The sequence below is a fragment of the Sanguibacter hominis ATCC BAA-789 genome, from assembly GCF_012396185.1.
Lineage (GTDB): Bacteria > Actinomycetota > Actinomycetes > Actinomycetales > Cellulomonadaceae > Flavimobilis > Flavimobilis hominis.
Map to the genome: position 1 here is coordinate 353,478 of NZ_JAAXOW010000002.1, position 14,206 is coordinate 367,683.

Consider the following 14,206-nt stretch of genomic DNA (forward strand, 5'->3'; position numbering starts at 1 on the left):
GAGACATCGGCATCGCGGCAGAATCTCGCATGATGGACCGGCGTCTCAGCCGGGCGCGGACAAAGTCGCGCGAAGGGCCCCGCGCCGGGCTGCCTGAGCAGCCCGGCGCGGGGCCCTTGTCCGTGCGCCCAGGTCAGCGCAGCGCGCCCTCCGGGACGTTCGCCACGCCGTCGGGCAGGAGCCTGCGGCCGAGAACCTTCTCGCTGTACCCGTTCCGGTCGAGGTACGGCGCGATGCCGCCCGACGCGAACGGCCAACCGGCGCCGAGGATCATGCACAGGTCGATCTGCGAGACGCCCGCGACGACCTCCTCGTCGAGCATGTGGCCGATCTCCACGGTGAGTGCGGTGAGCACCTGGTCGAGCACGCCCGCCTCGTCGAGAGCGCCCGGCCCGCCAGCACGACCGAAGACCTCCTGGATCGTCGGGTCCACGTCCGCGGGCACGCCCTTGGCGACCGGAGGCCGCACGACCTTGATCCCCTCGGCGACGATCCGCTCGAGACCCTCGGAGCGAGCGAACCGGTCGCCGAGCTCGTCGCGCAGCGAGGTGAGGACGTGCAGGCCGACCGCAGGCCCGACGAGGTCGAACAGCGCGAACGGCCCCATCGGCAGGCCGAGCGGGCGCAACGCCCGGTCGGCGACATCGACCGGCGTACCCGACTCGACCGCGCGCACGATCTCCCCGAGCAGGAGCACGAGCAGACGGTTGACCACGAAGCCGGGCCGGTCGGCGACGCCCACGGCCGTCTTGCGGAGCTTCTTCGCGACCGCGAACGCGGTCGCGGTCGCCTCGATCGACGTCCGCTCGGCGTGGATCACCTCGACGAGCGGCATCTGCGCGACCGGGTTGAAGAAGTGCAGGCCGACGACGCGCTCCGGGTGCTTCAGGTCCGCCGCCATGCGCGTGACCGAGAGCGCCGACGTGTTCGTCGCGAGCACGGTCGTGGGGGAGACGATCGTCTCGAGCTCCGCGAACACGCGCTTCTTCAGGTCAAGGATCTCGGTGACGGCCTCGATCACGAAGTCGCACCCGGCCATCTCGTCCAGGTCGGTCGTCCCGTGCACGTCAGCGCGGATACGGTCCGCCGTGGTCGCCGGCATGCGGCCTGTCGAGACGAGCTTGTCGAGCGACCCGTGGACGTGAGCGAGGCCCTGGGCGACACGCTCGTCGTCGAGGTCACGCATGATCACCGGGACAGACAGCCGCTGCGCGAACAGCAGCGCGAGCTGCGCCGCCATGAGGCCCGCACCCACGATGCCGACCCGCGTCACCGGCTGTGCGAGCTTCGGGTCCGGCGCGCCCTCAGGACGTTTCGCCTTGTTGATCGTGTTGAACGCGTAGATGCTCGCGCGCAGCTCGTCGGTCATGATCAGGTCCGCGAGGGCGTCGTCCTCGGCCGCGAACGCCGTGTCGCGGTCGGCGTCAGGGCCGAGCGCGAGCAGGTCGAGCGCGCGCCCGGGGGCGGGCCTGGACCCGTGCACGACGGCGTCGACACGGCTGCGCGCCGTGTCGACGACCGCCTGCCAGGTCGCGGCGTCAGCGGGTGCCGGACGCTCGACCGTCGTCTCGCCCGCGACGACGCGCCCTGCCCACTCGAGCGACTGCTCGAGGAAGTCTGCGGCGTCGAACAGCGCGTCCGCGAGCCCGATCTCGGCAGCCTCCGCCGCCTTGAACGGCTTGTTCGCCGCCGGCCGGGTGAGGATGACGTCGATTGCCCGCTCGATGCCCACGAGCCGCGGCACGATGTACGCGCCACCCCAACCGGGGATGAGTCCCAGCCCGGTCTCGGGGAGCGCGAGCGCGGGGACGTCCGACGCGACCGTGCGGTAGTCGCAGTTGAGCGCGACCTCGAGGCCGCCCCCGAGGGCGAGCCCGTTGATGAACGCGAACGTCGGTACGCCCATCTCGCCGAGCAGGCGGAACGCGTCGTGCCCGGCGCGCCCCAGAGCGTGCGCGGCTGCGCGGTCGTCGACGCGAACGGCCGCGTTGAGGTCCGCGCCGGCCGCGAGGAAGTACGGCTTGCCGGTCACGCCGACGGCGGCGATCTCGCCGGCCGCGGCGCGTGCCTGCTGCGTCTCGAGCACGGCGCGCAGCTCGGCGAGGCCCTGCGGCCCGAGCGTCGTCGGCTTGGTGTGGTCGAGACCGTTGTCGAGCGTCACGAGCGCCATGACCCCGGCGCCGCCGGGAAGACGGACGTCGCGGACGAGGCTGTGCGTCACGCGCTCGCCCCTGGTCGAGGTCTCGCTGGGTGCGGTGGTGGTGTCGGTCATGACCGGTCCTCAGCTCTCGTTCTCGATGGTCGTGTGCCCGGCGTACTCGGCGTGGTGCGGGTTCTCCCAGATGACGGTCCCGCCCATGCCGAGGCCGATGCACATCGACGTCAGCCCGTAGCGCACCTCGGGGTGCGCCTCGAAGTGGCGTGCGAGCTGCGTCATGAGGCGGACGCCCGACGACGCGAGCGGGTGCCCGATCGCGATCGCGCCACCATCAGGATTGACGCGCGGGTCGTCGTCGGCGATGCCGAAGTGGTCGAGGAACGCGAGCACCTGGACTGCGAACGCCTCGTTGAGCTCGAACAGGCCGATGTCCTCGATCGTGAGGCCGGCGTTGGCGAGCGCGCGCTCGGTCGCGGGGACGGGACCGAGGCCCATGACCTCCGGGTCGACCCCCACGTAGGCGAACGAGACCAGGCGCATGCGGACGGGAAGCCCGAGCTCCTCGGCGGTGTCGCCCGCGGCGAGCAGGCAGATCGCGGCGCCGTCGGTGAGCGGCGAGGCGTTGCCCGCGGTGACGCGTCCGCCTGGGCGGAACGGCGTCTTGAGGTTCGCGATGTCCTCCATCGTCGTGCCCGGGCGGGCGAGCTCGTCGGCGTCGGCGAGCCCCCATCCGAGCGTCGAGGAGCGGACCGCGATCGGGACGATGTCCGGTGCGACCCTGCCCGCGGCGACGGCTGCCGCGTACTTGGCCTGGCTCGCGACACCGTAGGCGTCGGCGCGCTCCTTGGTGAGGTGCGGCATGCGGTCGTGGATGTTCTCGGCGGTCGCACCCATGATGAGAGCGGTCGGCTCGACGAGCCGCTCGGAGACGAACCGCGGGTTCGGGTCGGCGTCGAAGCCCATCGGGTGGTGGCCCATGTGCTCGACACCGCCGGCGAGGGCGACGTCCTGCTGGCCGTAGCCGATCGCGGACGCGGTCGTGGTGACGGCGGTCATCGCACCCGCGCACATGCGGTCGATCGCGAAACCGGGGACGGAACGGGGGAGCCCGGCGAGGACTGCGGCCGAGCGGCCGAGGGTCAGGCCTTGGTCGCCCTGCTGGGTCGTCGCCGCGATCGCGACCTCGTCGATGCGCTCGGCGGGCAGGGACGGCAGGCGGCGGAGCAGGCCGCGCAGCGCCTTGACGACCATGTCGTCTGCTCGGGTCTCGGCGTAGAGGCCGTCGGGGCGGGCCTTGCCGAAGGGGGTGCGTACGCCTTCGACGAAGACGACGTCACGGGCGGAGGCGCGGCGCGCGGACCTCGTGGTTGCTGGCATGAGCTCTCCTGACAGGTGGGACGGCGTTGTCCGCCTCCCGGTTCCGGGAGGTGTCAGGATTCATAGTACTGACAGTTTCAAGAACCGCCAGTATGAGTAACGAGCTGTGTCAGCGGCGGATCTTGCGCAACACCTGCTTCGCCGTCGGCAACGCCTTGTCCCAGACCGCGAAGAGCGGGCCGAAAGGCACGTCGAACGTCCCGACCAGCTCGTCCGTGTGCTGCGCGAACGACTTCTTGAACTCGCTGATCCCGTCGTTCAGCAGACCGTTCATGTCGTAGCGACGCACACCCGCCTCGGCGGCGAGACGGGTCGCGTGCCACTTCACCGGAGCGTTGGCTCTCAGCTTGCGTCCCGCGTCGTCGACACCTCCGTACAGCTCGAACGCCGTCGCGCCCGAGACGACGCTCCACACGAACGAGCACGGCTTGCCCTCGGAGAACGCTGCGACGAGGAGCGACGCGTCACCCATCTCGCGGTGGATCGCGAGGTAGTACTCGTCGTCGTGCAGCGGGAAGCCCGCGTGCGCGGCAGAGACCCGGTAGAGGTCGATCACGTCGCGAACCTCCGCCTCGTTCGTCACCCGCCGGACCTCGAGGCCCGACCGACCCGCCTTGCGGATGTCGTAGCGCGTCGACTTCCCGGCCGCGGCGAGCAGCTCCTCCTCAGACCTCGTCAGGTCGAGGATGAGCGTCGACGGGTACAAGATCGTGTTCGACGCCCGCTGCAGCCCCGGCGCCGCGATGGGCGTGCTCTCGTCCCAGTCGGGCTCGAGCGTGACGCCCACACCGCCGATCTCACGCTTGCAGTACGCGACGACGGCGTCGATCACCGCAGTGCGTGCAGGCTCGGAGCCCACGCCGTCAGGGGCGACGAACGGGCCGCGCGGCACGTAGGAGAGAGCGCGGAACGGTGCAGGCAGGCGCCGGACGAGCACCTGCGCGCCACCCGTCACCTCGCCGTCGGGCCCCAGCACCTTCAGGCGGACCGGGCGCCACGGGCCGGACGCCTTGACCTCACCCCAGCCCCACAGCTGGAGCGGGTGACCACCCGCTGCGTCGACGATGCGGTCCCACTCGGCAGGGTCGGTGACTGTCTCGGTCTGGTGCACCCGCCAACCCTACTCGGCGGAGCTCAGGCCTTCTCGGCAGACCTCAGCGCGGTCGCGAGCGGGTCGGCGAGCAGGTCCGTCTGCCACGGCCGAGCGCCGCGCGCAGCAAGCTGCTCCGTCACAGACCCGGCCGTGACCACCGCAGGCGGCGCCCAGCACAGGCGACGCAGCGCGTCGGGCTGCAGCAGGTTCTCGACGGGGACGTGGTAGTTCTGCGAGAAGGACTCGACGACCTCCTTCGCAGCGTCGAGGCGTGCGGCAGCGGCCGGCTCACGATCAGGCCATGCCCGCGGCGGCGGGGGAGCATCGGTGCGCGGACCGCGCATCGGCGGCAGCTCGTCGTCGGGCAGGGCGAACGCCCGGTCGATCGCGGCCTGCCACAAGGGCGCGCGACGCGACGCCGAGCGCCCCGTGAACCCCGGCACCGCCAGGAGCGCCGGGACGCTGCGCGGTGCCGCGACCGCGGCCGCGACGATCGCACGGTCGGGCAGGATCCGCCCCGGAGCGATGTCACGCTTGCGCGCGTTCTCGTCGCGCGCAGCCCACAGCTCACGCACGATCGCGAGCTGGCGCGGCCGCCGCAACGTGTGCACGCCGGAGACCCGCCGCCATGCGTCGACGCGCGGCGGCGCAGGAGGCGCGAGACGGACCGCCTCGAACTCCTGACGCGCCCACTCGGTCTTGCCCGCGCGCTCGAGCCGCTCCGCCAGGATGTCGCGCACCTCGACGAGCACCTCGACGTCGAGCGCCGCGTACCGCAACCAGTCCTCCGGGAGCGGGCGCGTCGACCAGTCGACCGCCGAGTGCTCCTTCGCGAGCCCCAGGCCCAGCGTGTCCGCGACGACCGCGGCGAGCCCCACGCGCTCCATGCCGAGGAGCCGGGCCGCGAGCTCCGTGTCGAACACCGCAGACGCGTGCATGCCTTGCTCAGCGAGCCCAGGCAGGTCCTGAGACGCCGCGTGCAGGACCCACTCGACACCCTCGAGAGCGTCGCTCAGCGACGACAGGTCAGGCAGCGCCGCAGGGTCGACAAGCGCGGTGCCCGCGCCCTGGCGGCGAAGCTGCACGAGGTACGTCTGCTGGCCGTAGCGGTAGCCGCTCGCCCGCTCCGCGTCGACCGCGACAGCACCTGTCCCCGCGGCGAAGGCGGCGACGGTCCGGGCGAGCGCCTCCGGCGTGTCCACGACGTCCGGGATGCCGTCGGCCGGCTCCGTGAGGGGGGTGATGATCGGCTCGTCCGCCGACGTGTCCTCGACCGCGGACGCGGCCGGTGCGGGTTCGTTCATGCGTTCAGGTTATGGCGCGCCGGCGCGCTCATCCTTCAGGCGCGGCCGTGCGGTGAGGGTGACGTATGACCGCAGCGGGACGGCTCAGGCCCGGGCAGGCAGGACCGCGACGCCCTCAGGCACGTCCGGCAGGCCAGCACAGCTGCGCATGACGTACGCCCACGCCTCGAGGTGGCCGCCGAGGTCGGCGGTCTGCGGCGTCCACGACGCACGGAGCTCGAGCTCGACGAGCCCGGGACGTGCGCTGACCGCCCCGTGGCTCGTCGTGATCGTGCGCGTGACCGAGCCGCCGAGGGAATCGAGAGGGCCCGCGAACCGTGCGAGCGACTCCGTGAGCCACGTCCATGCGACCTCGCTCAGCATCGGGTCCACGCTCATCTCCGCGTCGAGCTCCGCTCGCACCAGCACGACGACGCGGAAGGTGCCCTCGGCGTCCTCGCTCGTCGGCGGGTCGAACAGCACGACGAACGTGCCGTCAGCGAGCTCGTGCGCGTCGTCGCCCGGGTCGGTCAGCGTGCCCTCGAGGGCGACCGAGTACCGCGCGGCCCGTGGAGCAGGAACCTCCTGCACCTGGATGCGCAAGGTGCGGGCGGCGTCGCGCAGCGCGCCGAGGGCCCGCGCGAAGGGCGCGGGGACCTCGGTGACCGCCGTACTGACCATGCCGACACACTAGGAGGACCCTCAGACGCACGGACGGGCGCCACGCCGAGACGCCAGGACCGTGGCCGGTCCGTGACCTCCACGCGGCGTGGGGCCAGGCCGTGGCAACGCGAGGCAACCTCGACACACGAGAGCCCGACGGTGGGACGATGGCACCGGCGTCGAGCCCCGCCCCGCCACCGCCCCGGCGCACCTCCGTGCGCCCTCGGCGGCCGCGTCTCGCCGTCGTGGACAGGCATGAGCACCCGGGACAGGCCCGGCTAGGCTTGACGGTCGTAGACACTCATCAGAGGGAGATTGACGGATGACGGCACGCGCACAGATCGGTGTCACTGGCCTGGCGGTCATGGGACGGAACCTCGCCCGGAACTTCGCCCGCCACGGATACACGGTCGCAGTCCACAACCGGTCGTACGCGAAGACCGAGTCCCTGATCGCCGACCACGGCGACGAGGGCGAGTTCATCCCGAGCGAGACGATGGCGGACTTCGTCGCGTCGCTCGCCCGGCCGCGCAAGGTCGTCATCATGGTCAAGGCCGGCGGCCCGACCGACGCCGTCATCGACGAGCTGGTCCCGCTGCTCGACGAGGGGGACATCGTCATCGACGCCGGCAACGCGCACTTCCCCGACACGCGTCGTCGAGAAGAGGCGCTGCGCGCCCACGGCCTGCACTTCGTCGGCACCGGCGTCTCCGGCGGTGAGGAGGGCGCTCTCAACGGCCCGTCGATCATGCCCGGAGGCTCGCGCGAGTCCTACGAGTGGCTCGGCCCGATCCTCGAGGACATCTCCGCCAAGGTCGACGGCGTGCCGTGCTGCACCTACGTCGGCTCCGACGGCGCCGGCCACTTCGTCAAGATGGTCCACAACGGCATCGAGTACGCCGACATGCAGCTCATCGCCGAGGCCTACGACCTGCTCAAGGCCGGCCTGGGCGCGTCCGCGCAGGAGATCGGCGAGATCTTCGCCGAGTGGAACAAGGGCGACCTCGAGTCGTTCCTCATCGAGATCACCGCTGACGTGCTGCAGCACGTCGACGCGGAGACCGGCAAGGCGTTCGTCGACATCGTCCTCGACCGTGCCGAGCAGAAGGGCACCGGCCGCTGGACCGTGCAGAACGCACTCGACCTGGGCGTGCCGATCACGGGCATCGCCGAGGCGACCTTCGCGCGCGCCCTCTCCGGCTCGACGCCGCAGCGTGAGGCCGGGCGCATCCTGCCCGCCGTCGCGGGCGAGTGGGAGGTCACCGATCGTGACGCCTTCATCGAGGACGTCCGCCTCGCGCTCTACTCGTCGAAGGTCGTCGCCTACTCGCAGGGCTTCGACCAGATCGCCGCGGCCGCCGAGGAGTTTGGCTGGGAGATCGACCGCGGGGCGATGGCTCGCATCTGGCGCGGCGGCTGCATCATCCGCGCACGCTTCCTCAACCGCATCACCGAGGCGTACGAGCTCAACCCGGAGCTTGCCCTGCTGCTCGCGGACCCGTACTTCACCGAGGCGGTCGGCAACGGCGTCGCTGCGTGGCGTCGCATCGTCTCGCAGGCCGCGCTCAACGGCGTGCCCACGCCGGCGTTCTCGTCGTCGCTCGCGTACTACGACGGCGTCCGCGCCGAGCGTCTGCCCGCGAACGTGATCCAGGCGCAGCGTGACTTCTTCGGTGCGCACACCTACCAGCGCGTCGACAAGCCGGGCGTCTTCCACACCGAGTGGTCGGGCGACCGCACCGAGTCGCCGGCCTGACAACCAGCACGCGGCGAGGCGCCCCCACCGGTTCGTCCGTAGGGCGCCTCGCTCCTGTGCTCCAGGCCGGCGTCGAGCCGGCCCCGTCGAAGCGGAGAGACATGACCGAGCACACGGCCGTCACGCGAGAGCTCGCCCGGCGCACCGGGACCGACGCGAGCGACTGGTTCCTCGTCTTCAAGGCGCGGTACGGGATGCAGGTGGTGCTGCGCGAGCTCGCCCGCGTGCGCGGCACGGGCGACGTCGTCACGCAGGTCCTCACGTGCGCGACGGCCGTCGACCCGATCATCGCCGCGGGTCTCACGCCCGTGTACGCCGACATCGACGCCGCCACGGCGGCGATCGCCCCCGCTGCGCTCACGACCGGCAGCAGCACCCGGGCGGTCGTCCTGCAGCACACGTTCGGCATCGTCGACCAGGCGACCTCGCTCGGACTGCGCGCCGCTGCCGATTCCGCAGGGGCGATCCTCCTCGAGGACGCCGCGCACTGCGTGGGACGTGTCGCGGTCGGTGACGACGGCGCGCCGGTCGCGGACGTGTCCGTCCACTCGTTCGGCATCGAGAAGATGCTCCCCACCCGCTTCGGTGGAGCCGTCTGGGTCTCTCCCCGCCTCGAGCCCGGGCTGCGTGACGAGATCGTCGCGGCGCTCGGTGCGCTCGAGCCCATCGGTCGCCGCCTCGACCTCGTGACGCGGACCTACCGCACGCAGAACCGCGTGCTCAACCGCCTGCCCGGAGCGGTCTCGCGACCGCTGCGGTGCGGGCTCGTCAAGGCAGGCCTGCTCGAGCCCGCGATCGCGCCCGTCGAGCAGCGCGGCGGACTGCCGCACGCGCCGGCTGCGCCGTCGCCGTACATCGTCGCGCAGGCTGCGGCGGCGCTTCCACACCTCGCGGAGCAGGAGCAGGTGCGCGCCGCAGCGGTCGGCGTCTACGTCGAAGGGCTGAGCGACGTCGTCGACGTGCCCGGTGGGACGCGCAGCGGGCAGCCGCTCGTGCGGATGCCGTTCCTCGCCGCAGACGAGACCGCCGCCGAGCGGCTCGTCGAAGGGCTCGCGCAGCGCGGCGTGTACGCGGGCCGCTGGTACCGCCCCGCGCTCTTCCCGGGCGCGCTCGACGCGGCCGCGTACGGGTATGTCCCCGGCGACCCGCGCCTCGCGGTGTCGGAGGACCTCGTCGCGCGGCTCGTGAACCTGCCGACGAACGTCAGCGTGGAGCGTGCCCGCGAGATCGTCGGGCACGTCCGCGAGCTCCTCGGGCGCTGATCAGCGGTTGAGCCGCGTGGCCGCGTAGCGCACATAGTTGCGCGAGCGCCGCAGGTCCTCGCGCGCCACGATCAGACGTCGGCGCCACGTCATGTCCGGCCGGTAGCGCAGCGTGTGGACGGGCCCACCGCGCTTCTTGGCGGCACGCAGCAGCGGGCGCAGCGCGCGCGGCGCGAACCGCAGGACGACGAGGTACGGGACGTTGACCCACAGGCGCTCGGCAGTCGTCACCGTGTCGGCGAGCTCGGCGTGCTCGACGAGGTCGCCGACGACGTGCTCGGTGACGTTGCCGCCCGCGGCGCGCGTGTAGTAGCTCGTCGCGCCGAGCCGCAGGTTCACCTCGAGGATCTTGTTCTCGCCGGTCCGACGGTCGAGCATGACGTCGAGGTTCGCGAGGCCCGTGTACCCGACGCCGTCGAGCAGACGCCGTACCGAGTCCGTCAGCGCGGGGTCGTGGATCGACACGATCGCGTTGTTGTTGCCGACCTCGCGCGGGTCGTACTCCGTCAGCACGACCTGACCCGCCGACAGGAACCGCATGCGGCCGTGCCGGTCGGAGTACGTGTTGACGACCCGCATGACCGACTCGTCGCCCGCGAGGTACTCCTGGACGACGAGGTCGTCGTCGTACCCGGCGGCGAAGATGCGCGCCGCCACGTCACGCAGCGACGCAGCGTCCTCGACGAGGTACACCTTCTGCTGCCCCTCGAAGCGCAGCCGCGGGTAGATGTCGGTGTTCGACGGCTTGAGGATCACGGGGTACGGGAAGGGCAGAGCGTCACCGACGCCGTCGAGCGGCCCCGGGCGCACGATGACGCTCTCGGGGTGTGGCACGCCGAGCTCTGCGCACGTCGCGTAGAAGTCCGTCTTGTTCATCAGCTTCGCGGCCAGGTCCGGGCCGACCAGCGGGACGAGGTAGTCCGCGCCGATCTCGTCGCGGTGTGCGACGACGATGTTCGTGTACAGCTCGATGTTGGCGAACAGCACCTTCGGACGGTCGCCGATCTCCGCGGCGAGCTCCTTCAGCCGTGCGACGAGCACCTCGGGCTGGTCCAGGTGCCGGTCGACCCGCACGTCGACGATGCTCGAGTCGCGCGTGGCGGGCAGGGGAGCGCGCCCGAGCGCGATCGACGTCACCCCGTAGGCCTCGTGGATCGAGCGTGCGACGTTGTACGCGTTGATGTTCGTGCCGAGGATGACAGGCACGAAATCAGGGGTCGAGGTCATGTGGCGCAGGAGTCCGTTCAGGTGGCGGGAGAGGGGGCGGGGCGCACGGTCGATGATACGTGTCCGGCGTCACGGCCTCGGCGGCCGCCGCTCAGCCGAGCATGCTCGTGCCGCGGTACAGGTGCAGCACGGGGAGGTCGAGCGCGTCCCGCGCCTTGGACGCCCAGTCCTGACGGAACGTGTCCTCGACCGCGTGCGGGTCCGTCACGACGACGACCGACGTCACGCTCGGGTCCGCCGCGACCGCGGCGCGAAGCGCGGGCAACGGGTCGTCGGCGACGATCTCGCCGGTCGCTGTCGCGCCGGCGGCGGAGAGCTCGACGATGCTCGCGTCGAGCGACTGCTGGGCCGTGATGGTCGCCGTCCGCGAGTCCGGCATGCCTCGGCGCGCCGCGGCGAACGCCTCACGGAAGCCGTCCGTGTAGATGTCGTCGAGCAGCCCGACCAGCAGGTTGCGCTCCGTGTCGGCGGGGACCAGCACGTGGTACCGGACCTCGGACGCCGGGGCGGCCGCGAGGATGTGGGAGACGTCGAACGAGGTCAGTGCGTCCTGCGCGAGGACGAGGGTCGTGTCCATGTCCTCGACTATCTCGCCGGGTCAGCGGCCCCGCAACACCCAGCGCGTGATGAGGGTCCCTCCGGCGTGCAGCAGCACGGCCGGGGTGGCGTGCATGTCGAGCGCGTCCTGGAGGCTGCGCGGCCCGGCGACGATGCGGCCGGGCGCGGGTCCGACGAGGCGCGGGCTCGTCGTGAGCATGAGCTCGTCGACGAGACGCTCGTCGAGCAGGGTCGCGAGCAGGTGCGGACCGCCCTCGGTGAGGACGCGCGTCAGGCCGCGCTCGGCGAGCGCGTCGAGCGCAGCGCGGAGGTCGACCCCGCCTGCGCCGTCGTCGACGACGACGAGCCGGCCGTCCCGGTCGAGGTCGGAGCCCCGGTGTGCCGCGGCGCCCTCGGAGGTGGTGAGGAGCATCGTCTGCGCAGCCTCGTCGAGGAGGGACGGCGGGAGGACCCCGGTCCGCGAGACGACCGCGGTGACGATCCCGGGAGACCTGCCTGCCGCGGCGGTGAGCGCCGCGAGCCGCGCGGGGCGCTCGACGGGGCCGTAGCGCTCTGCGCGGATCGTGCCGGCCCCGACGAGGACGACGTCGGCGAGCGCGCGCAGCACCTCGAAGACCCGCAGGTCGGCCGCATCGTTGATGGACCCGGAGCGGTGGTCGGCGCCCCAGGCCCCGCCGTCGACCGACGCGACCATGTTCGCGCGGACGTGGACCCGGCGGCCGTCGCGGGGCTCCGGGTGAGCGAGGAGCTCGCCCAGGCGTGGCTCGCCCGGCTCGGGGGCGATGCGCGTGGCCTGATCGACGGCGCGGCCGCCGTCGATCAGGAGGTCGAACGTCGGTGCGGAGGTCATGCGGCCACTGTAGGTCGCCAACCGCCAGGGTGCGCCTGGTCTACGCTCGCGGGGTGACTTTCGTCCCACCACCGTCGCTCTGCGACGTCCGGCCGACCGCTGACCGCACCCGTCTCCTGCGTGACCTCGTCCCGCCCCGGCACTTCTCCGACGCGTCGTTCGCGTCCTACCGGCCGGACCCGGCGCACCCGAGCCAGCAGCGCGCCGTCGAACGACTCGCCGAGGTCGCGGGCACGCTCGTCGCGCCCGCGCGCGGGTTCGGCGCCCTGCTGCGACGGCGCCGCGGGAGCGCACCCGCGGTGTACCTCGACGGCGGGTTCGGGGTCGGCAAGACGCACCTGCTCGCGTCCCTCGCGCACGCGCTCGGGCCCGAGCGTGCCGCGTTCGGCACGTTCGTCGAGTACACGAACCTCGTCGGAGCGCTCGGGTTCGCCCCGACCGTCGAGGCGCTCGGCGACAAGGACCTGGTCTGCATCGACGAGTTCGAGCTCGACGACCCGGGCGACACCGTCCTCATGTCGCGCCTCCTGCGCGAGCTCGCGGACCGCGACGTCGCGATCGCGGCGACGTCGAACACCCTGCCCGGATCGCTCGGTGAGGGCCGCTTCGCGGCCGAGGACTTCCTCCGGGAGATCCAGGCGCTCGCCGCGCGGTTCGAGGTGCTGCGCGTCGACGGCGAGGACTACCGGCACCGCGCCGTCGTGACGGAAGCGCAGCCCCTGCCCGACGCCGAGCTCGTCGAGTCCGCGGAGCACCGCGCAGGCGCGACGCTCGACTTCTTCGACGACCTCCTCGCGCACCTCGCGCAGGTGCACCCGAGCCGCTACGGCGCGATGCTCGACGGCGTCTCGCTCGTGGCGCTGCGCGGCGTGCGGACGATCGAGAGCCAGGCGGAGGCGCTGCGCTTCGTCGTCCTCGTCGACCGGCTGTACGACCGCGACGTGCCCGTCCTGCTCGGTGGCAGCGGCGAGACAGCGCTCTTCCCGCCAGCGATGCTTGCAGGGGGCTATCGCAAGAAGTACCTCAGGGCGCTCTCACGCCTCGGCGCGCTCGCCGAGGAGGGGCGCACGCTCGTCAGCGCCTCCTCCTGAGCGCGGGTCACCGTCGTGTCGCCTCGAGCCGGGCCTTCTCGGTGGCGACGTCGAAGTCTGCCTCGGGCCAGTCGAGATCGAGGCTCTCGAGCGCCTCCACGAGGAGCTGCGACACGGCGACCCGGGCATAGTCCTTGTCGTCTGCCGGGATCACGTGCCACGGCGCGTGCTCCGTGCTCGTCCGGTCGAAGACCGCCTGGTACGCCTCCTGGTAGTCGTCCCACCGCAGCCGGGTGTCGATGTCCGACGGGTTGTACTTCCAGTGCTTGTCCGGGCGCTCGAGCCGCTCGGCGAGCCGCTCGCCCTGCTCCTCGTAGGAGACCATCAGCGCGACCTTGACCACGACCGTGCCGGCCGCGACCACCTCGGCCTCGAACTCGTTGATCAGGTCGTACCGTGCTTCCCACACCTCGGGCGGGACGAGAGCGTCCACACGCGCGACGAGCACGTCCTCGTAGTGCGACCGGTCGAAGACGCCGATGCGCCCCGGCTCGGGCAGCGCGCGCCGGACCCGCCACAGGAAGTCGTGCTCGCGCTCCTGCGCCGTCGGCACACCGAACGAGCGGATCGTCACGCCCTGCGGATCGACGAGCCCCACGACATGGCGGACGATCCCGCCCTTGCCCGCAGTGTCCAGGCCCTGCAGCACGAGCAGGACGCTGCGTGTGCCGCCGGTGCGGCCGTGTGCGTACAGCTCCTCCTGGAGCTCGTCGAGCACCTCGCCCTGGTCGGCGAGCAGGTCCTCGGCGGCGCTCGACCCTCCCTTCAGGCCCGGACGGCTGCCGCGGTCGAACGACGCGAGGTCGAACCCCTCGCGCACGCGCAGCAGCTCGGTGAGCTCAGAGGACAGGGACGGCTTCTTCGACATGACCTGCTCCTTCGTCGGGG

12 protein-coding genes are annotated in these 14,206 nt (G+C 72.1%); 3 read left to right on the forward strand and 9 right to left on the reverse strand.

Translation table 11 applies throughout. From position 1 onward, the window contains the following. Positions 1-133: 133 nt before the first annotated feature. The 5 genes from HF995_RS08155 to HF995_RS08175 all read right to left on the reverse strand — a co-directional run bounded on the left by HF995_RS08155 (position 134) and on the right by HF995_RS08175 (position 6,592). Entirely contained in the window at positions 134-2,272 is a 2,139-nt protein-coding gene (locus tag HF995_RS08155) for a 3-hydroxyacyl-CoA dehydrogenase NAD-binding domain-containing protein (protein ID WP_168447305.1), read from the reverse strand. Positions 2,273-2,281: 9 nt separating this feature from the next. Next, a complete protein-coding gene (locus HF995_RS08160) occupies positions 2,282-3,535 on the reverse strand; it encodes a thiolase family protein (protein WP_168447306.1) in 1,254 nt (417 codons plus the stop codon). 109 nt (positions 3,536-3,644) lie between these two features. Next, positions 3,645-4,646: a lipid II:glycine glycyltransferase FemX gene (locus tag HF995_RS14115; protein WP_168447307.1), complete on the reverse strand. Its 1,002-nt coding sequence runs from the start codon at positions 4,644-4,646 to the stop codon at positions 3,645-3,647. Positions 4,647-4,669: 23 nt separating this feature from the next. Then, complete coding sequence (locus tag HF995_RS08170) at positions 4,670-5,932, reverse strand: HRDC domain-containing protein (protein ID WP_168447308.1); 1,263 nt, start codon at positions 5,930-5,932, stop codon at positions 4,670-4,672. Positions 5,933-6,016: 84 nt separating this feature from the next. Further along, on the reverse strand, positions 6,017-6,592 hold the full coding sequence (locus tag HF995_RS08175; RefSeq protein ID WP_168447309.1) for a DUF3000 family protein: 576 nt from the start codon (positions 6,590-6,592) through the stop codon (positions 6,017-6,019). 304 nt (positions 6,593-6,896) lie between these two features. On the opposite strand from HF995_RS08175, the gene gnd reads away from it, so the two are divergent. After that, complete coding sequence (gene gnd, locus HF995_RS08180) at positions 6,897-8,330, forward strand: NADP-dependent phosphogluconate dehydrogenase (RefSeq protein WP_168447310.1); 1,434 nt, start codon at positions 6,897-6,899, stop codon at positions 8,328-8,330. Between the two features lie 101 nt (positions 8,331-8,431). Further along, complete coding sequence (locus tag HF995_RS08185) at positions 8,432-9,592, forward strand: DegT/DnrJ/EryC1/StrS family aminotransferase (RefSeq protein ID WP_168447311.1); 1,161 nt, start codon at positions 8,432-8,434, stop codon at positions 9,590-9,592. Here HF995_RS08185 and HF995_RS08190 read toward each other — a convergent pair whose 3' ends face one another. The 3 genes from HF995_RS08190 to HF995_RS08200 form a co-directional block, all read right to left on the reverse strand. Then, positions 9,593-10,819, reverse strand: a complete 1,227-nt coding sequence (locus tag HF995_RS08190) for a carboxylate--amine ligase (RefSeq protein WP_168447312.1) — start codon at positions 10,817-10,819, stop codon at positions 9,593-9,595. Between the two features lie 91 nt (positions 10,820-10,910). Beyond that, positions 10,911-11,396: a hypothetical protein gene (locus HF995_RS08195; RefSeq protein ID WP_168447313.1), complete on the reverse strand. Its 486-nt coding sequence runs from the start codon at positions 11,394-11,396 to the stop codon at positions 10,911-10,913. 21 nt (positions 11,397-11,417) lie between these two features. Beyond that, positions 11,418-12,227, reverse strand: a complete 810-nt coding sequence (locus tag HF995_RS08200) for a dihydrofolate reductase family protein (RefSeq protein ID WP_168447314.1) — start codon at positions 12,225-12,227, stop codon at positions 11,418-11,420. Positions 12,228-12,280: 53 nt separating this feature from the next. Between HF995_RS08200 and zapE the strand changes: the two genes are divergently transcribed. Continuing rightward, entirely contained in the window at positions 12,281-13,318 is a 1,038-nt protein-coding gene (gene zapE, locus HF995_RS08205; protein WP_350308791.1) for a cell division protein ZapE, read from the forward strand. A 7-nt stretch (positions 13,319-13,325) separates the two neighbouring features. On the opposite strand, the gene HF995_RS08210 is transcribed toward zapE, so the two are convergent. Further along, a complete protein-coding gene (locus tag HF995_RS08210) occupies positions 13,326-14,186 on the reverse strand; it encodes a PPK2 family polyphosphate kinase (protein ID WP_168447316.1) in 861 nt (286 codons plus the stop codon). Positions 14,187-14,206: the final 20 nt, after the last annotated feature.